Annotated in this window: 16 protein-coding genes; 7 read left to right on the plus strand and 9 right to left on the minus strand. The window is 70.5% G+C overall.

What is annotated here, in order from left to right; all coding sequences use genetic code 11:
- Nucleotides 1-3: 3 nt before the first annotated feature.
- The 3 genes from ACZ6S4_RS26355 to ACZ6S4_RS26365 form a co-directional block, all read right to left on the minus strand.
- Nucleotides 4-1,665 carry a Na+/H+ antiporter gene (locus ACZ6S4_RS26355; protein ID WP_465477474.1) on the minus strand — a complete coding sequence of 554 codons (1,662 nt, stop codon included), beginning with the start codon at nucleotides 1,663-1,665 and terminating at the stop codon, nucleotides 4-6.
- 86 nt (nucleotides 1,666-1,751) lie between these two features.
- The gene (gene ahcY, locus ACZ6S4_RS26360) at nucleotides 1,752-3,212 is read right to left on the minus strand and encodes an adenosylhomocysteinase (protein ID WP_465477475.1); all 1,461 of its coding nucleotides are present in this window, start codon (nucleotides 3,210-3,212) and stop codon (nucleotides 1,752-1,754) included.
- A 177-nt stretch (nucleotides 3,213-3,389) separates the two neighbouring features.
- A complete protein-coding gene (locus ACZ6S4_RS26365) occupies nucleotides 3,390-4,505 on the minus strand; it encodes a phytanoyl-CoA dioxygenase family protein (protein WP_465477476.1) in 1,116 nt (371 codons plus the stop codon).
- A gap of 73 nt (nucleotides 4,506-4,578) precedes the next feature.
- On the opposite strand from ACZ6S4_RS26365, the gene ACZ6S4_RS26370 reads away from it, so the two are divergent.
- From ACZ6S4_RS26370 to ACZ6S4_RS26385, 4 genes are all read left to right on the plus strand, one after another.
- Nucleotides 4,579-5,616 (plus strand): LacI family DNA-binding transcriptional regulator, encoded by a 1,038-nt coding sequence (locus ACZ6S4_RS26370; protein ID WP_465477477.1) that lies wholly within the window; start codon nucleotides 4,579-4,581, stop codon nucleotides 5,614-5,616.
- 81 nt (nucleotides 5,617-5,697) lie between these two features.
- A complete protein-coding gene (locus tag ACZ6S4_RS26375; RefSeq protein WP_465477478.1) occupies nucleotides 5,698-6,033 on the plus strand; it encodes a YciI family protein in 336 nt (111 codons plus the stop codon).
- Nucleotides 6,034-7,239, plus strand: coding sequence for an RNA polymerase sigma factor (locus ACZ6S4_RS26380; protein WP_465477479.1), 1,206 nt, complete (start codon nucleotides 6,034-6,036; stop codon nucleotides 7,237-7,239).
- On the plus strand, nucleotides 7,236-7,754 hold the full coding sequence (locus tag ACZ6S4_RS26385; RefSeq protein ID WP_465477480.1) for a pyridoxamine 5'-phosphate oxidase family protein: 519 nt from the start codon (nucleotides 7,236-7,238) through the stop codon (nucleotides 7,752-7,754). The genes ACZ6S4_RS26380 and ACZ6S4_RS26385 overlap by 4 nt, the downstream gene beginning before the upstream one ends.
- On the opposite strand, the gene ACZ6S4_RS26390 is transcribed toward ACZ6S4_RS26385, so the two are convergent.
- Complete coding sequence (locus ACZ6S4_RS26390) at nucleotides 7,734-8,567, minus strand: TIM barrel protein (protein ID WP_465477481.1); 834 nt, start codon at nucleotides 8,565-8,567, stop codon at nucleotides 7,734-7,736. The genes ACZ6S4_RS26385 and ACZ6S4_RS26390 overlap by 21 nt on opposite strands.
- A 213-nt stretch (nucleotides 8,568-8,780) precedes the next feature.
- Between ACZ6S4_RS26390 and ACZ6S4_RS26395 the strand changes: the two genes are divergently transcribed.
- Together ACZ6S4_RS26395 and def are read left to right on the plus strand one after the other, a co-directional pair.
- Nucleotides 8,781-9,908 carry a M48 family metallopeptidase gene (locus ACZ6S4_RS26395; RefSeq protein ID WP_465477482.1) on the plus strand — a complete coding sequence of 376 codons (1,128 nt, stop codon included), beginning with the start codon at nucleotides 8,781-8,783 and terminating at the stop codon, nucleotides 9,906-9,908.
- 96 nt (nucleotides 9,909-10,004) lie between these two features.
- Nucleotides 10,005-10,541, plus strand: coding sequence for a peptide deformylase (gene def / locus ACZ6S4_RS26400; RefSeq protein ID WP_465477483.1), 537 nt, complete (start codon nucleotides 10,005-10,007; stop codon nucleotides 10,539-10,541).
- Nucleotides 10,542-11,432: 891 nt separating this feature from the next.
- Here the strand turns inward: def and ACZ6S4_RS26405 are convergent.
- Nucleotides 11,433-12,635, minus strand: a complete 1,203-nt coding sequence (locus ACZ6S4_RS26405) for a cytochrome P450 (RefSeq protein ID WP_465477687.1) — start codon at nucleotides 12,633-12,635, stop codon at nucleotides 11,433-11,435.
- 215 nt (nucleotides 12,636-12,850) lie between these two features.
- Here ACZ6S4_RS26405 and ACZ6S4_RS26410 point away from each other — a divergent pair, with 215 nt between their 5' ends.
- Entirely contained in the window at nucleotides 12,851-13,270 is a 420-nt protein-coding gene (locus ACZ6S4_RS26410) for a helix-turn-helix domain-containing protein (protein ID WP_465477484.1), read from the plus strand.
- Nucleotides 13,271-13,503: 233 nt separating this feature from the next.
- On the opposite strand, the gene ACZ6S4_RS26415 is transcribed toward ACZ6S4_RS26410, so the two are convergent.
- From ACZ6S4_RS26415 to ACZ6S4_RS26430, 4 genes are read right to left on the minus strand one after another with little or no spacing between them, the layout of a single operon-like run.
- Entirely contained in the window at nucleotides 13,504-14,664 is a 1,161-nt protein-coding gene (locus ACZ6S4_RS26415) for an MAB_1171c family putative transporter (RefSeq protein WP_465477485.1), read from the minus strand.
- Nucleotides 14,661-15,200, minus strand: coding sequence for a hypothetical protein (locus ACZ6S4_RS26420; RefSeq protein ID WP_465477486.1), 540 nt, complete (start codon nucleotides 15,198-15,200; stop codon nucleotides 14,661-14,663). Before ACZ6S4_RS26420 ends, ACZ6S4_RS26415 begins: the two co-directional genes overlap by 4 nt.
- A 14-nt stretch (nucleotides 15,201-15,214) precedes the next feature.
- A complete protein-coding gene (locus tag ACZ6S4_RS26425) occupies nucleotides 15,215-16,264 on the minus strand; it encodes a sensor histidine kinase (RefSeq protein WP_465477487.1) in 1,050 nt (349 codons plus the stop codon).
- The gene (locus ACZ6S4_RS26430; RefSeq protein WP_360816134.1) at nucleotides 16,257-16,976 is read right to left on the minus strand and encodes a response regulator transcription factor; all 720 of its coding nucleotides are present in this window, start codon (nucleotides 16,974-16,976) and stop codon (nucleotides 16,257-16,259) included. The genes ACZ6S4_RS26425 and ACZ6S4_RS26430 overlap by 8 nt, the downstream gene beginning before the upstream one ends.
- Nucleotides 16,977-17,003 lie beyond the last annotated feature (27 nt).

Here is a 17,003-nt window from a genome sequence, read left to right on the forward strand (position 1 = left end):
CCGTCAGCGGGGCCGGTCGGGGAGCAGCCGTTCCTCGAAGTCGAGCTCGCGTTCCAGCACCCGCAGCCCCTCGTCGGAGAGCCGGTCCGCGTCCCGCCAGCGCAGCAGTTCCTCCCGCTGCGCGTCGATCACCGCCCGGCGTACCCGCAGCCCGGCCTCGTACTGCGGGGACACCGGCACCTCATCCGAGTCGGACTGGTCGAGCAGGTCCAACCGCCGGCGGTAGCGCTCCATCCGGGAGCCGAGCTGCTTGCGTACCGTCTCGATGGCGTGGTCCTCGATGTCGTCATGCTTCTCGTGGTCGATCTCGTCGAGCCGGTCCAGGGCCGCCTGCACCGACGCCGAGCGGGCCTCGTTGCGCAGCCGTACCTTGTCGGCCTCGTTGGCGCGCAGCCCGAGCATCCGCACCAGCGGGGCGAAGGTGACGCCCTGGCCGACCAGCGTCACCAGCACCACGACGAACGCGCAGAACAGCAGCAGGTCCCGGTCCGGGAACGGCGAGCCGTCGCGCAGGGTGAGCGGCACGGTGAAGATCGCCGCCAGGGTGATCACCCCGCGGGTGCCGGCCCAGCTCAGCGCCGTGATCTCCCTGCCGTTGAGGCGGCGTTCCCGGTCCCGGCCGCGTTGCTCGGTCTCGTCGCTGGTGCCGCCGAGGCGGGTGTGCAGCGAGATCGGCAGCATCTGGGTCAGCACCAGGAACAGCGGGCGCAGCAGCAGCACCACGCCGACGGAGATGGACACCGCGATGACGATCGTCGAGGTCTCGTACTGCGACAGGCCCCGGACCACGGCCGGCAGCTGCTGGCCGATCATCAGGAAGACCAGCCCTTCCAGCAGGAAGTCGACCAGCCGCCAGACCGCGCTGACCTGCAGCCGGCTCGCGCCCGAGCTCATCCTGGGCATGTCGTGCCCGACGATCAGGCCGGCCACCACCACGGCCAGCACACCGGAGACGTGCACCCGCTCGGCCAGCAGGTACGCCACGAACGGCGTACCGAGCGAGATGGCGTTGGCGATCAGCGGGTCCTGCATGAGCCGCCGGGCGGCCCGGACCGCGTAGGCGACCACCGTGCCGGCGATCACCCCGCCGACCGCCATGATGACGAACTCGCCCACCGCGGAGGTGATGGAGAAGCTGCCGTTGGAGGCGGCGGCCAGCGCGACGCTGAGCAGGGTCAGCGCGGTGGCGTCGTTGAGCAGGCCCTCACCCTGGATCAGGGTGACGATGTTGCGGGGCAGGCCGATCCGCTTGCCGATCGCGAGCGCGGCCACCGGATCGGGCGGCGCCACCGCGGCGCCCACCGCGACCCCGGCCGCGAGGGTGGCGCCGGCCACGAACAGGCTGAAGCCGTAGCCGATGAGCACGGCGGTGAGCAGGACCAGCACGACTGAGAGGCTGATCACTGTGCGCAGATTGCGCCGGATGTCGACCAGCGAGGAGTCCAGCGCCGCGCTGTAGAGCAGCGGCGGCAGGATGAGAGTCAGGACCAGATGCGGGTCCAGCTCGATGTTGGGGCCGGGCAGGACGGCGTAGACAATGCCGGTGACGGTCAGCAGGGCGGCGGCGGGCAGGCCGGATTTTCCGGCAACCCAGCGCATCGCCACCACCACGGCGACACCGGCCAGGATGAACAGCAACGTCGTCTCGACTTTCACCCGGCACATTCTCCCGGACGGCGGCCGATCACGCGCTCATGATCGACGGTGGCCCGGGTCTCCCGGCGAGCGCGGAGACCCGGGCCGTCGATCGATCAGTACCGGTAGTGGTCCGGCTTGTACGGGCCCTCGACGTCGATGCCGAGGTACTCCGCCTGCTTCTTGGTCAGCGTGGTGAGCCGGACGCCGAGCGCGTCCAGGTGCAGCCGCGCGACCTTCTCGTCCAGGTGCTTCGGCAGCACGTAGACCTGCTTGTCGTACGCCTCCGGCTTGGTCCAGAGCTCGATCTGGGCCATCACCTGGTTGGTGAAGGAGTTCGACATCACGAAGCTCGGGTGCCCGGTGGCGTTGCCCAGGTTCATCAGGCGGCCCTCGGACAGCACGATGACCGCGTGGCCGTCCGGGAAGCGCCACTCGTGGACCTGCGGCTTGATCTCGACCTTCTCGATGCCCGGCACCTTGGCCAGGCCGGCCATGTCGATCTCGTCGTCGAAGTGGCCGACGTTGCCGACGATCGCGTTGTGCTTCATCTGCGCCATGTGCTCGGGCGTGATGATGTCCTGGCCACCGGTGGTGGTGATGAACAGGTCGGCCTGCGAGACGACGTCCTCGATGCGGACGACCTGCATGCCGTCCATGGCTGCCTGCAGCGCGCAGATCGGGTCGATCTCGGTGACGACGACGCGGGCGCCCTGGCCGCGCAGCGTCTCCGCCGAGCCCTTGCCGACGTCGCCGTAGCCGCAGACCACGGCAAGCTTGCCGCCGAGCATCACGTCGGTCGCGCGGTTGAGGCCGTCGACCAGCGAGTGGCGGATGCCGTACTTGTTGTCGAACTTGCTCTTGGTGACCGAGTCGTTGACGTTGATCGCCGGGAAGAGCAGCTCGCCGGTCTTGGCGAACTTGTAGAGCCGGGCGACGCCGGTGGTGGTCTCCTCGGTGACGCCCTTGATCCCGTCGGCGATCTTGGTGAACCGCTGGGAGTCCGACGCCAGGCTGCGGCGCAGGGTGTCGAGGATGATCGTGTACTCGTGGCTGTCCTCGGCGGTGGTCGCCGGGACGGCACCGGCCAGCTCGAACTCCCGGCCCTTGTGCACGAGCAGGGTGGCGTCGCCGCCGTCGTCGAGGATCATGTTGGGGCCGAGGCCGTCACCGAAGGTGAACAGCTGCTCGGTGCACCACCAGTACTCCTCCAGCGTCTCGCCCTTCCAGGCGAAGACCGGGGTGCCGGTGGGCGCCTCGACCGTGCCCTCGGGGCCCACGACGACGGCCGCGGCGGCCTCGTCCTGGGTCGAGAAGATGTTGCAGGAGACCCAGCGGACGTCGGCGCCGAGAGCCACGAGGGTCTCGATCAGCACGGCCGTCTGGATGGTCATGTGCAGCGAGCCGGCGATGCGCGCGCCGCGCAGCGGCTTGGTGTCGGCGTACTCGGCGCGGATCGACATCAGGCCCGGCATCTCGTGCTCGGCCAGACGCATCTGGTGGCGGCCGAAGGCGGCCAGCGACAGGTCGGCAACGGCGAAGTCGAGGCCGTTGCGCTGCTGGAGACGATTGTTCATGAAGAAGGGCACCCCCCTCATCGGGAGGCGCCCTTGCGTCTGTGACCCGAGGGGCCGAGCGTGGCGGATGTCCGTGGACTCCGTCGCAGCGCCTCTCGACCCGGGGCTCGCGCCGCTTTCGGGCGCTCGCTCCACCATAGCGTCCGAGCCCCAAGATCGCTGCTGGGTCCGGATTCCTCAGACCCGGCGTTCCTGCTGGTCAAGCAGGGACTTGGCAAATTGTGGCGTGTCCCACTCTTCGGTCAGGGCCTGCCTCAGCAGGTCCGCCTGGGTCTGCGGGGCCAGCCCGCCGATCGGCTGGTCACGGTCCAGATTCGTGGGGAACGCGTAGCCCTCGGCCGCCGCCGCGACCACGTTCGCCACGTTCCCGGTGAAGCTGCGCAGCACCGGATAGAGCGCGTGGCACATGGCGGTCCGGTCCACGGTCTCCATGGCCCGGCCGAACGCCGAGGACACCTGCAACAGGTTGGCCATCCGGCGGACGTCCGCGCTGCGGTTGGTGCCCGCGCCGTGGAACAGCGCCGGGTTGAAGAACACCGCGTCGCCCTTCTCCAGCGGTAGCTGCACGTAGTTGGCCTCGAAGTAGGCGGTGAACTCGGGCAGGTGGAAGGCCACATAGCCGGCCGGGTACTTCTGCGAGTGCGGCAGGTACAGCGTCGGGCCGGTCTCCACCGGCATGTCGACGTGCGCGACCGCACCCTGCAACGTCAGCGCGGGGGAGAGCTGATGGATGTGCGCCGGATAGCTCTCGGCCTGCTCCTGGCTCATGAAGCCGAGGTGGTAGTCGCGGTGCGCCACCTGGGCCTGCCCGCCCGGGTTCACCACATTGATCTGAGAGGTGAGCTGGTAGCCGCGGCCGAGCCAGGCCGACGAGACCAGCGCGAGGGTGTCGTTGGCGTAGTAGCCGGCGAACGCCGCCGGATCCCGCAGGGCGAACTTGTCCAGCGCGCCCCAGACCCGGTCGTTGGCGCCCGGCTTGGCGAAGTGGTCGCCGCCGACCACGCCGGCGGCCTTCTGCTCCTCGATCATCGCGGTGAAGACCGCGGTGGCGCGGTCCACCACCGCTGGGTCGAACGCGCCCCGGAAGACCACGATGCCCGGGCCGTCGAGCAGCGCGCGGGCCAGCTCGGACTGCACCTCGCGGCGATCGGCGGCGTGGACGTCCGGCTCGTAGATCAGCACGTTCTGCCGCACCTGGGCGGCGTGCGGGTAGTCGGCCCGGTCGGTCGCCTGCTCGACCAGGGCCCGGAAGTCGGCGAGGCGGCAGTCGGCCGCCGCGAACCAGGTAGTCATAACGGCAGGCTAGGCCCGCGGACCACCTCAGAAGCCCTTGAGAACCCCTCAAAAAACCCTCATCGTGTACGGGGTGAAGCATCCGTACCGGATCCGCGAGATCGCCGCCCAGTCCGGGTTGAGCCCCGCCACGGTCGACCGGGTGCTGCACTCCCGGGGCGGGGTCCGGGCGAGCACGGTCCGCGAGGTCGAGCAGGCCATCGCCGACCTGGACCGGCAGCAGTCGCAGCTGCGCCTCGGCGGCCGTACGTTCATGGTCGACGTCGTCGTGCAGGCCCCGCAGCGGTTCTGCACCGCCGTGCGCGCCGCCCTCGAGGCCGAGCTGCCCGCGCTGCGTCCCGCCGTCATCCGGTCCCGTTTCCACTTCCTGGACAGCCCGGCGGTCGGCGACCTCGTCGGCGTGCTCGACCGGGTGATCCGCAAGGGCTCGCACGGCGTCATCCTCAAGGCCCCGGACGTGCCCGAGGTGGTGGCCGCGGTGACCCGGCTGACCGGGCGCGGCACGCCGGTCGTGACCCTGGTGACGGACCTGCCGACGAGCGCCCGGGCCGCGTACGTGGGCATCGACAACCGCGCGGCCGGTGCGACGGCTGCTTACCTGGTGCAACAGTGGCTCGCGGACCGGGCCGGGGACGTGCTGGTGGTGCGCGGGCACGGTTCTTTCCGGGGTGAGGACGAGCGGGAGATGGGTTTCCGGGCCGAGATGCGCGCGCGTAACGGGGGGCGCCGGCTGCTGGAGGTCGTGGACGAGGAGGACCGGGCTGACGCCGTACACATCGGCACCCGGGAGGTCCTCGCCGCCCACCCGGCGGTCCGCGCGGTCTATTCGCTCTATGCCGGCGCCGGCGGCAACGCCGCGGTGGTGGACGCCTTCGACCGGCAGCGGCGTCCCTACGACGTGTTCGTCGCGCACGACCTCGACGGGGAGAACACGGCGTTGCTGCGCGAGCGCCGGCTCTCCGCCGTGCTGCACCACGACCTGCGCCAGGACCTGCGTCGGGCCTGTCAGGTGGTGATGCAGGCGCAGGGTGCGCTGCCCGGGCCGGTGCGCTCGAACCCGTCGGCGATCCAGGTGATCACGCCGCACAACGCCCCGCCCGCGGAATTCTGAAGTTTTCTTCGTCCGGCTGTCCGGAACCGTGGTCCCCGTTCGTCACCGTGGTGAGATCACGAAGAAGAGGAGAACCCCGAGATGAAGTTCATGATGTTCGTCTGCACCGACACCGAGCCGGAGACCGACGAGTCGTTGGTGCCCGACATCGAGGCCTGGGTGGCCGAGAACGACGCCGCCGGCCGGCGGGTGGAGGGCAGCGTGCTCGGCTCGCCCGCGGCGGCCACGACCGTCCGGGTACGCGGCGGCGACCTGCTCGTCTCCGACGGCCCGTTCGCCGAGACCAAGGAGGTCATCGTCGGCTTCGACATCCTGGAGTGCGCCGACCTGGACGAGGCGATCGAGGTGGCCCGCAAGCACCCGATGGCCTACAACGGCCGGCTGGAGCTGCGGCCGTTCGTGGACCTGGCCAGCTGAATGCCGGACCTCGGGCAGGCAGTCGCCGACGCGGGTGCGGTCTCGTACCCCCGGATCGTCGCCGCGTTGATCCGGATCACCGGCGACTGGACCCTGGCCGAGGACTGCGCCCAGGAGGCGCTGACGATGGCCCTCGAACGCTGGCCGCGGGACGGGGTGCCGGCGAACCCGGGTGGCTGGCTGATGACGGTCGCGCGCAACCGTGCGCTGGACGTGCTGCGGCGCGCGACCGTCGAACGCCGCAAGCTCCAGGAACTGGCTCTGCTGACCGAGTCCGCCGGGCCGGAGGACGAGGAGGGGGAGGAAGTCGTGGACGACCGGCTGCGGCTGATCTTCACCTGTTGCCATCCCGCGCTGGCGCTGGAGGCCCGGGTCGCGCTGACCCTGCGGACCATCGCCGGGGTGCCGACCGCGGACATCGCGAGCGCCTTCCTGGTCACCGAGTCGACCATGACGCGCCGGCTGACCCGGGCCAAGGCCAAGATCGCCACGGCCGGTATCCCGTACCGGGTGCCGGCCGGGGCGGCGCTGGCCGAGCGGCTGCCCGGCGTCCTGGCGGTGCTGTATCTGCTGTTCACCCGGGGCTACGACGCCGACGGTGAGCCGGCCTTCGCGGAGGAGGCGATCCGGCTGACCCGGCTGCTCGCCGAGCTGATGCCCGGGGAGCCGGAGATCACCGGGCTGCTGGCGTTGTGCCTGCTCCAGCACTCCCGGCGGGCCGCCCGCCGCGACGACGACGGCAACCTGCGCACACTGGACCAGCAGGACCGGTCACTCTGGGACCACGCTGCCATCGCCGAGGCGCTCGCGCTGCTGCCGGCAACCACCGGCCCGTACGCGTTGCAGGCCCGCATCGCCGCCTGCCACGCCACGACGCCGACCGACTGGCCGGGTGTCGCCGCCCTTTACGACCAGTTGTTCTCGCTGCTGCCGACACCGGTGGTGGCACTCAACCGGGCGGTGGCCCACGGGTACGCGTACGAGCCGGCGGCCGGGTTGCGGCTGCTGGCCGAGGCGGGAGTCGGTGGGGCGCTGGACGGGTACCCGTACGCCATCGCCGCGGAGGCCGACCTGACCGCCCGGGCCGGAGACACCGGCCGGGCCGTGACGCTCTTCGAACAGGCCGCCGGGGCCGCCGCGGCCGGACCGGTGCGCCGGGCTCTGCTGACCCGCGCCGAGGAACTCTCCCGAGATGAGGAACCATGACCACACCGACCGTCGAATTCAACGGTGACTTCAGCGAGCCGGGCGCCCCTGCGGTGCCGTGGGCCGACGTCGAGCGGGTGCTGACGACGTCGGAGATGTTCTTCCTGTCGACCGTCCGCGCCGACGGCCGTCCGCACGTCACCCCGCTTCCGGCCATCTGGGACCGCGGTGTGCTGCACATCTGCACCGGCGACCAGGAGCAGAAGGCGAAGAATCTGGCCCGAAACCCGGCCTGTGTGCTGTCCACCGGCACGAGCGCGCTGCACGGCGGGCTGGACGTCGTGGTCGAGGGCGTCGCCGTCCGGGTCACCGAGCCGGGCCGGCTGCGGGAGCTCGCGGCGCTGTGGAAGTCCAAACTGGACTGGGACTTCGAGGTGGGCGAGGACGCCTTCCGGGACCCGGCCGGGCGCAACGGCCTGGTGTACGGGATCCGGCCCGCGAAGGTGCTCTCCTTCGGCAAGGGGCCGTACACGCAGACCAGGTACCGCTTCGCCTCAGCCGAGGATCTCGCGTAACCGGTCGGCGCTGCGGCGTACGTCGGCGACCGGGCCCTCGCCCACCGGCTCCGCCCGCAGGATCGTGTCCTGCTCGAGCACCCACCAACCGTCGTAGTCGTGGCGGCGCAGCGCCGCCGCGACCGCGGCGAAGTCCACGTCCCCATCGCCGATCGGCCGGTACATGCCCGCGTCCACCGCGTCGGTGTAGGTTCGCTGTCCGGAGCGGACCTGCGCGGCGATGCTGTCGTCGACGTCCTTGGCGTGCACGTGGGCGATCCGGTCACCGGCGGACCGGGCCAGCGCCACCGGATCGGTGCCACCGATCAGCAGATGCCCGGTGTCCAGGCAGAGCCCGATGCCGCTGCCGTCCAGGACCCGCCGCACCTCGGCGGTCTGCTCGACCATCGTGCCGACGTGCGGGTGCAGCACGGCGGTGAGGCCGCGCTCCCGGGCCTGGGCGTCGAGCTTGTCGAGGTTGGTGAGCAACCGCTGCCAGCCCGCGGCGTCCAGCTCCGGCCGGGCGTCGTAACCCTCCTGGCCGGTGGCCGCGGCCAGCACCACGGTGTCCGCGCCGGCCGCCACGAACCGGTCGAGATCCAGCACCGGCTCGTGCGCCGGGTCGTGCAGGACCACCGGTACGAAGCCGCCGACCGCGCGCAGGCCCAGTTCCCGCAGGAGCTCGTCGGAGGGCAGGAAGCCGTCCGGGCCGAACTCCGTAGCGGTCAGGCCCACCTCGCGCATCTCCCGCAGGACCCGCTCCGGGCTCAGCTGATGTCCCCAGCCCGGCACCTCACACACACCCCAGGAGATGGGCGCTCCGGCGATTCTCATGCTCCGCTCCTCACGTCGCTCACGCTGAGAATGGGCCGGTGACGAGTCCGTAACAAGCGGCCGGGTCCATCAAAAAGACCTCAGCGCCAGGCGGGCCGGGTCGGCCAAAAGTCTGATCCGTACGCGGGGAAGTCCCGCTCCGAGCCGATGCGCCCGGCTGCCGCATTGGCGAAGCTCATCTCGGATCTCCAGACGAGGCGCGGAAGGACCACCATGACGATCGACGACGAGAATCGGCCGGCCCGGCAACGGGTCACGCTGACCGACATCAGCTCCCGGGCGTGGGAACACCCCGCCGACCGCGGCGCCCTGACCGCCCTGCGTGAACTGCGCGGCTTCGACGACGTCGTGAAGGCGTTCTTCGGCATGTGGAACGAGCGCGGCTTCCGCCTGCAGTACCTGGCCGGCTCGATCCGGGTCGACCACCGCCAGTACCCCCGGGTGTACCAGCGTTTCACCGAGGCGGCGACCACCCTCGACGTGGCCGAGCTGCCGGAACTGTTCGTCAGCCAGTCACCGATGATCCACGGCCAGGCGATCGGCATGGACAAGCCGTTCATCGTGATCACGACCGCGGCCGTCGAGAAGCTGGACGACGACGAACTGCGGGCCCTGCTGGGTCATGAGATCGGTCACGTACGCAGCGGCCACGCCGTCTACAAGACGATCATGATGATTCTGACCAAGTGGGCGACCAACGTCAGCTGGCTCCCGATCGGCGCGATCGCCCTGCGCGCCATCATCGCGGCCATGTACGAGTGGTGGCGCAAGGCGGAACTGTCGGCCGACCGCGCGGGCCTGCTCGCCGGCCAGGACCCGGCCGCGTCGATCCGCCTGCTGATGAAACTGGCCGGCGGCGGCGACCTCTCCCAGATCGACACGGCGGCGTTCCTGGAGCAGGCGGCCGAGTACCAGGGCGGTGGGGACCTGCGCGACAGCATCCACAAGATCAGCATGACCGCGTGGAGCAGCCACCCGGTCCCGGTGGCCCGCGCGGCGGAACTGCGCAAGTGGGTCGACTCCGGCGAGTACAGCCGCATCATCGGCGGCGACTATCCGCGCCGCGACTCGGACGGCAACACCTCGGTGACCGGCGACGTGAAGGCGGCGGCCAGCCACTACCGCGAGTCGTTCGAGAACTCGCAGGACCCGCTGGTGACACTGGCCCGCCGGGTGACCGGCGGAGCGGCGGACCTCGGCGACTGGGCCGGCACCCAGGCCGGCAAGGCCCGGGCGTGGGCCAGCACGGCGGCGGACGCGGCCGGACGGGCGGCGCGCCGCGAGAGCCGGCCGGCCGATCGGCCCGCTGACCCGCCGGCCGGCGACACCCCGCCGGTCTGACCTGCCGGTCCTCGTTGACCGGGACCGCCCGCGCCTCCGGTACCCCACCCCCGGCGCGGGCGGTCCCCAGCCCGGCGGACGGCATAAAATCGTGCTGTGCAGACGCGTGCCGGAACCCCACGACCCATCACCCGCTACGGGAATCCCGTCCTGCATCGGCGATGCGCCGACGTGACCGTGTTCGACGAGGAGCTGCAACAGCTCATCGCCGACATGTTCGCCTCGATGGCCGCCGCGGAAGGGGTGGGCCTGGCGGCGAACCAGATCGGCGTCGACGCCCGGATCTTCGTGGTCGACTGCCCCGACGCCACCGAGACGAACGTCGTGGCGCACGTGGTGAACCCGGTCCTGCACGTGCCGGACGCGCGGGACCTCGAGGTGGACAGCGAAGGCTGCCTGTCGGTCCCGGGAGTGCGCGCCGAAGTCGGCCGGCCCGCGACCGCCTACGTGACGGGCGTCGACATGTTCGGCCAGCCGGTGCGCATCGACGGGACGGGGTTGCTGGCCCGCTGCCTCCAGCACGAGACCGATCACCTTGACGGGCTGCTCTACGTCGACCGGCTGCCGGCCAAGAAGCGTAAGCGGCTGCTGGCGGAGAGCGCCGAGGCGCCGCCTGTGGGCGTCACGGAATAATCGCCGGTCGGCTAATTACGCACGTCAATGCCGGTACTCAGCCGAGCCGGGTCAGGTCCGGGCCGGGCGGTGGGGCGACGTCCGCCGACCGGAGGCTGCGACCGTCGCGACGGCCCGGCGGGCCGCCGCTTCCGCCGACCCGCCCCTGCTGACCGGAGAGTGGGCCATCGGAGATTCGGCCATTCGGCGATGATCGACGGTACGGATGGACAATAACCGCCACGGTCGATACTCTTTCCTACGACGCCGTTGCGAGTTCTTCCCCCGTGGAATTCGCAGCGGCGCTCCTATTTTCCGGCCCTGCCGGCCTTCCCCGGCTTCCGGCCTTCCCCGGCTTCCGGCCTTCCCCGGCTTCCGGCCTTCCCCGGCTTCCGGCCTTCCCCGGCTTCCGGCCTTCCTTCCCGGCTTCCGGCCTTCCCGGCCCGGCTTCCGGCCTTCCCGGCCCGGCCCGGCTTCCGGCCTTCCTGGCCCGGCCTGGCCCGGCTTCGGGCCTTCCTGGCCCGGTTTCCGGCCTTCCCGGCCCGGCTTCCGGCCTTCCCGGCCCGGCCCGGCTCCCGGCCTTCCCGGCCCGGCCCGGCCCGGCTCCCGGCCTTCCCGGCCCGGCCCGGCCCGGCTCCCGGCCTTCCCGGCCCGGCCCGGCCCGGCTCCCGGCCCGGCTCCCGGCCCGGTGGGCCAGGCCTCGCCGGTTCCCGCTCTGCCGGGAGCCGGATCCTCGCTCCGCGGCGCGTCGGTCCCTGCTTTGCCGCGAGCTGGTCCTCCCTCCGCGGCGCGTCGGTTCTCGTTCTGCCGCGCGTCCTCGCTCTACTGCGAGCGCTGAGCGCCCGCCGCTGATTGCCGGTCTCCGGTCCGTCGCTGAACCGCCCGGCGTTCGCGGACTGGTTGGTGGCCCGCTCAGCCGACGGAGATCGGCAGGTTGGTGTAGCCGCGGATCGCGAGGCTGTCGCGCCGGCCGGGGCTGCCGGCGAGGGCGAGCTGCGGGAAGCGGGCCAGCAACGCCGGGATGGCGATCTGTGCCTCGAGACGCGCCAGGGGCGCACCGAGGCAGTAGTGGATGCCGCCGCCGAAGGACAGCGGTGCATTGTCCGGGCGGCGCAGGTCCAGCCGGTCCGGGTCGGTGAAGCGTTCCGGGTCACGGTTGCCTGCCCCCAGGTAGGCCACGATCCGTTCGCCGCCCGACACCGGCACGCCCGCGATCTCCACGTCGTCCCAGGCCACCCGGCTCAGCAGCTGCACCGGGGTGTCGAAGCGCAGCAGTTCCTCGACCGCTGATGCCGCCAGTTCGGGCTCCCGGCGCAGCAGCTCAAGCTGGTCGGGGTTGCGCAGCAGCGCGACCACGCTGTTGGCCAGCAGGTTGGTGGTCGTCTCGAACCCGGCCGCGAACAGCAGCGCCGCCATTGTGAGCAGCTCGTCCTCGGTGAGCTTCTCGCCGTCCTCCTCGGCTGCTACCAGCGCACTGATCAGGTCGGCACCCGGTTTGCGGCGGCGCTCGGCGGCCAGGCCGGCGAGATAGGCCCGGATGGTGGCGGCCGCCGGGTCCGCAGTGGCCAGCACCTCCGGTGTGATGACCTCGAGCACCTGGGTCCAGTCCCGGACCAGCCCCTGGAACTGCGCGCGGTCCTCCTCCGGGATGCCGAGCAGCTCGCCGATGACGTTGACCGGCAGCGGGAACGCGAACGCATCGATGAAGTCGACGTCGCCGTTCATGCGTACCAGAAGATCCTCGACCATCTCGGTGATCCGCGGCTGCAGGGCCTGGACCCGGCGGGCGGTGAAGGAGGAACTGACCAGCCGGCGCAGCCGGGTGTGGTCCGGCGGGTTGATCGCCAGGATGCTGGTGAAGAGCTGGTGCAGCGCGGGGTGATCGGCCCAGTCGGCCCGGACGAACTCGAGCATGTGCGACGGCATGTGCCCGAGCCGCGGATCGCGGGTGACCGCGATGCAGTCGGCGTGCCGGGTGACAACCAGCGCGCCGTCGTCGGCGCGCACGACGGGGGAGATCTCGCGGAGTCGTTGATAACGGGGGTACGGATCCTCGCGGCCGGTCAGGCGAGTCAACTCATCGAGCAAGGTCGATACTTCTGGACTCTCCACAATGTCCGTCACGGTGAAAAGGATACCGGCGGGTTGAGCAGGCGGGTTGCATCGTTTAGGCTCGGCCGAGCGTCATCAATCTGAGTTTACGGTCGTTCAACGACGCCCCAACATCGGGGGATGTGCAGCCTCGGCTGCTCATGGGCGTCGATGCAGCGACCGGTTTTCGTCGGTATGATCCGCATGTCCCATCTTGGCCCGGCGACGAGGGGAGTGCGGTGCCCAGCGAGTTCTCCATCGCCGAAAAGCTGGACCGCCTCTTCACCCAGGTCAGGTCCGCTGGCCAGGGCGAGGCCAGCTACATGGCGGTGGCCGAGGCCATCCGGGCGCAGCAGGGCATCCAGATCTCGCACACCTACATCTGGCAGCTCCGCACCGGACGCCGCACCAACCCGACCGTCCAGCACCTGAAGGGCCTGGCGACCTACTTCGGCGTCCCGATCGCCTACTTCCTGGACGACGACGAGGCCCGGAAGATCGACAGTCAGCTGGCCCTGCTCGGCACCCTGCGCGACGCCAAGGTGAAGGAGATCGCCCTGCGTGCGGCCGATGTGTCACCGAGCAGTCGCGACACGATCGGCGAGCTGGTGCGCCAGGTGTGGGAGCTGGAACGCGACCGGGGCAAGCCTGACGCTTGAGCTGTGGTTTCGGGCCATCAGGCGGCAGGTTGTCTTTCGGGGCCGCCAAGATCATCGGGCACGGCCGCTCATCCCTTGTGGTTGCCGGGGCCGGACGCATGCACCAGGGCGGCACCCTCGACGCTGCCAATGACGGTCAGCAGCAGCCGGCGCAGCTCGCCGGCCTGTGTCGGCCGGCTGGCGCTCTCCTTGCTCGTCAGCAGCGTGACCGCCCAGCGAGCTGCGGTTCTGGTTCAAGGGGCTGCGGTTGCGGGCTGGCGGGCGGCGAAGGCTGCCGGCTCGTCGCGGCGGAAGGCGGCGCTCACGGCGCTGAGCCAGGCCACCTCGTCGGCGATCTCCCCGCCGATGTCCGCCCACCGGTCACCGTTCTCGACCGGCGGTGCCCCGGCCCGGTGCAGTCGCAGGGCGAGGGCGATACCGCATGCCTCGATGAGCGCCGGACGGTCACCGACGTACTTCCGCGCCTCATCGAGCGCGCCCGCCGGCAGGTAGTCCCGCAGCGTGAGCATGCCGTCCCGGATCTCGATCACCCGCCGGTAGAGGCGCAGCTGAACCTCGTCCACCCCGGCCAGTTCGAGCAGTGCCCGTCGCCGGGGGAAGAGGATGACGTCAGGGAAGGTCTGTCGCATGATCCGCCACAGTGGACGCAGCGCCCAGAGTGAGCGGTACGCGTGGAGACCGGAGCGCAGCTTGCCGCTCGCCGGCACGGTCACGCCGATGAGACAGATGATGATGCCGAATGCGCGGAGGGCGTTGGCCGCGGGCTCGGCTCGTTCGATGGGCATCAAGACGCCGAGGCTGTGCGCGACTATCGCCACGGTTTTCAGCACTGCGTAAACGGCGACCAGGAAGGTGCCGAGTGCCATCGCGCGCAGCCCGTTGCGCAGCAGGGCGGCTGAGGCCGAGCGGCTGGTCCGCCAGAACAACGCCGTGGTGATGGCGAGCACTGCGCCCAGATATCCGTTCAGAACGACCCAATAGGCTGCTGCCGTCGGCGGTATGTCCGTACCTGAAAGCTCGGTTGCCCTGGTCTTGATGCCGCCGGGTGTGACGCCGATCAAGATGATGAGCGCGACCAGCACCGAGGCGGCCAGCAGCTGCTGATAACGCGCCGCGTGCGGGTGCTTCGCGTCGTAGTCGGTGATCAGGGAGACGAACCGCAACAGGAAGAACGCGGCGAGAACGCCGAGAACGTGAGGGATGACCCGTGATTGCGGGATCCACTCGCTGACCGTCGCGTTGACTCCGGGCGTCGCCACCGTCTTGGCCAGGGCGAGCGAGAACAGCGTCGCCCACATGGCCCGTTGCTGGGCGTCGCGCCAGAGGGTGGGCAGGCGAGCGACGACCGTGCCCCACAGCAGCACGAGCACGATGCCGGTGAGGGCGCCGTTCAAGACGAGAACTTCAGGACGTCGGCAACCCGGCCGAGTGTGTCCCCGGACCGGCGACCGGTGGTTGCCCCGAAGGCTGAACGGGCCCTGATCAACGAAGCCAGCATCTCGGCCTCGCGCTCCTGGGTAGTGGTGTAGCTGACGCGGCCGAGGATCGTGTCGATCGTCCGGGGGTCGAGATCGGGCACCAGCCGGCCGATCCCGTTGCTGGCACTGCCGCTGCGTCCGCCGCTGCCTTTGTCGTCCGGGCCGGCGTTGATGCCAGTGGTGTGGCCGCTGAGCATGTGACTCAGCTCATGCAAAACGATGTGCTCGGCATGCAGCTGCGAGGTCTCCGGGTCGTAGAACACGTAATCCGCGCTCTCAACGGAGATCCACAACCCGCACGGCAAGCCTGCGCTGAGCCCGGGCATCGGTCGCAGAGTGAGCGGACGTCCCCGATAAGCGGCCATGGCAGCGCAGAAAATGTCCAGATCGAACGGATTCGGAATGGCAATGTTCTCGAGGCGGCGCTCGCAGCGCCGACGCAGCCGGCTCACCTGTTCCCCCCGGTCTAGGTCCGGCTGCCCAGGCTACTCGCAGGTATCCGTACTTCGAACCGACAGCCGTCGACGGTGTTGCGTACGCCGACGTGTCCGCCGTGCGCCTCAACCAGCCCCCGGACGATCGCCAACCCGAGACCACCACCGGCTGCCGCATTGTCCGGACCGTGATCCTGCGGTCGCGGTGTCCGGGCGCGCTCGCCACGGAAAGCAACATCGAAGACCCGGGGCAGGTCGTCCTCCGGGATGCCGCCGCAGGTGTCCGACACAGCCAGCCAGACCTCACCGCGCTCGGCCCCGGCGTCGACCACCACGGTGCCGTCCGGTGGGGTGTATCGCACGGAGTTGACCAGGAGATTGGCCACGACCCGGCTCAGCTCCGGCTCACCGGCCGTCACGATGGGCCAGCCGGACTCGCGGGCAAGAATCCGCACTCCTCGCATGGCAGCGAGGGGTGCGGTGGTGGCGATGGCATCGGAGACGACGTCACCGAGCGGCACGCTGGAGAGCGCGAGCCGCAGTGCGCCGGCGTTGATGCGGGACAGCTCGAACAGGTCGTCGACGAGATAGGCCATCCGGTCGGTCTCGACGCGGATCCGCCGGTGATACTCCGCCACGGTCGCCGGGTCGCCGACGACGTTGTCCTCGAGGGCCTCGGCCATCGCCCGCAGTCCGGCGAGCGGAGTACGCAGGTCGTGCGACACCCAGGCCACCAGGTCGCGCCGGCCGGCTTCTAGTTGGCGTTCCCGCTCACGGGCCTGGGTGGCCCAGACCGAGGCGGTGGCGAGCCGGCGGCCGAAGGTGGCGCCCACACCGAGGCTGACCGCGGCCGATGCTGCCACGGTGATCAGCACGACTTGAAGGTCGTGAGCCGACAGGAACATGGCCCGGGCAACAGCGGCGACGCCGGCCACGACAGAAGCGACGGTGATCGTCAGCAGCACGCAGACATGCAGGATGATCGACCGCTTCCGCAGCAGTCGCAGAGCGATCTCGCCGACCACCCCGACGACAGCGCCGGCGGCGAGGGCGTAGAGACCGATGAGAATGAGATCAGACATTGCCGGACACCCGTTCGTAGCGGTAACCGACACCCCAGGCGGTGAGGATGCGCCGCGGAGAAGCCGGATCGGCCTCGATCTTCTCCCGCAACCGCCGCACGTGAACCGTCACCGTCGAGTGGTCGCCGAACTGCCAGCCCCACACCTTGTCGAGCAACTCGGCCCGGGACCAGGCCCGAGCCGGATGACGCATCAGGAACTCCAGGAGATCGAACTCCCGGGTGGTCAGCGGAAGCACTTCACCACCGAGGCGAGCGATCCGGCGCCCGGTGTCGGCGGTCAGATCACCGTCGACGACAGTGGCCGAGGCGGGCGGAGCGACCGGTGCCACTGTCCGGCGCAGCACCGAGCGGATCCGCAGCACAAGCTCACGCGGCGAGAACGGCTTGGTGACGTAGTCGTCGGCGCCGACCTCGAGCCCCAGCACGCGGTCCGATTCCTCGCCCAGCGCGGTGAGCATGACGACGGGTAGCTCGGGTGCGTCGCGCCGTAGGCGCCGGCAGACCTCCAGGCCGTCGATGCCGGGCATCATGAGGTCGAGGACGACGATGTCGGGCATCTCGGACGCCACGGCAGCGAGGGCGGCAAGGCCGTCACCGACGAGCCGGACCTGGCAGCCCTCCTGCTCAAGGTAGCGGCGGACGACGTCGCTGACAGTCGGGTCGTCGTCGACGACGAGTACGCGGTGGCTCACGGCTGCGACGCTACCCATGCGCGGGGCTGAGAGACCTTGCGATCC

This window comes from Actinoplanes sp. NPDC051405 (genome assembly GCF_055586185.1).

What these genes read in the sequence shown, in the direction of transcription:
- ACZ6S4_RS26355 (WP_465477474.1), bottom strand. Translation starts at nt 1,665, where the DNA reads ATGTGCCGGGTGAAAGTCGAGACGACGTTGCTGTTCATCCTGGCCGGT.
- ahcY (WP_465477475.1), bottom strand. Translation starts at nt 3,212, where the DNA reads ATGAACAATCGTCTCCAGCAGCGCAACGGCCTCGACTTCGCCGTTGCC.
- ACZ6S4_RS26365 (WP_465477476.1), bottom strand. Translation starts at nt 4,505, where the DNA reads ATGACTACCTGGTTCGCGGCGGCCGACTGCCGCCTCGCCGACTTCCGG.
- ACZ6S4_RS26375 (WP_465477478.1), top strand. Translation starts at nt 5,698, where the DNA reads ATGAAGTTCATGATGTTCGTCTGCACCGACACCGAGCCGGAGACCGAC.
- ACZ6S4_RS26380 (WP_465477479.1), top strand. Translation starts at nt 6,034, where the DNA reads ATGCCGGACCTCGGGCAGGCAGTCGCCGACGCGGGTGCGGTCTCGTAC.
- ACZ6S4_RS26385 (WP_465477480.1), top strand. Translation starts at nt 7,236, where the DNA reads ATGACCACACCGACCGTCGAATTCAACGGTGACTTCAGCGAGCCGGGC.
- ACZ6S4_RS26390 (WP_465477481.1), bottom strand. Translation starts at nt 8,567, where the DNA reads ATGAGAATCGCCGGAGCGCCCATCTCCTGGGGTGTGTGTGAGGTGCCG.
- ACZ6S4_RS26395 (WP_465477482.1), top strand. Translation starts at nt 8,781, where the DNA reads ATGACGATCGACGACGAGAATCGGCCGGCCCGGCAACGGGTCACGCTG.
- ACZ6S4_RS26425 (WP_465477487.1), bottom strand. Translation starts at nt 16,264, where the DNA reads ATGTCTGATCTCATTCTCATCGGTCTCTACGCCCTCGCCGCCGGCGCT.
- ACZ6S4_RS26430 (WP_360816134.1), bottom strand. Translation starts at nt 16,976, where the DNA reads ATGGGTAGCGTCGCAGCCGTGAGCCACCGCGTACTCGTCGTCGACGAC.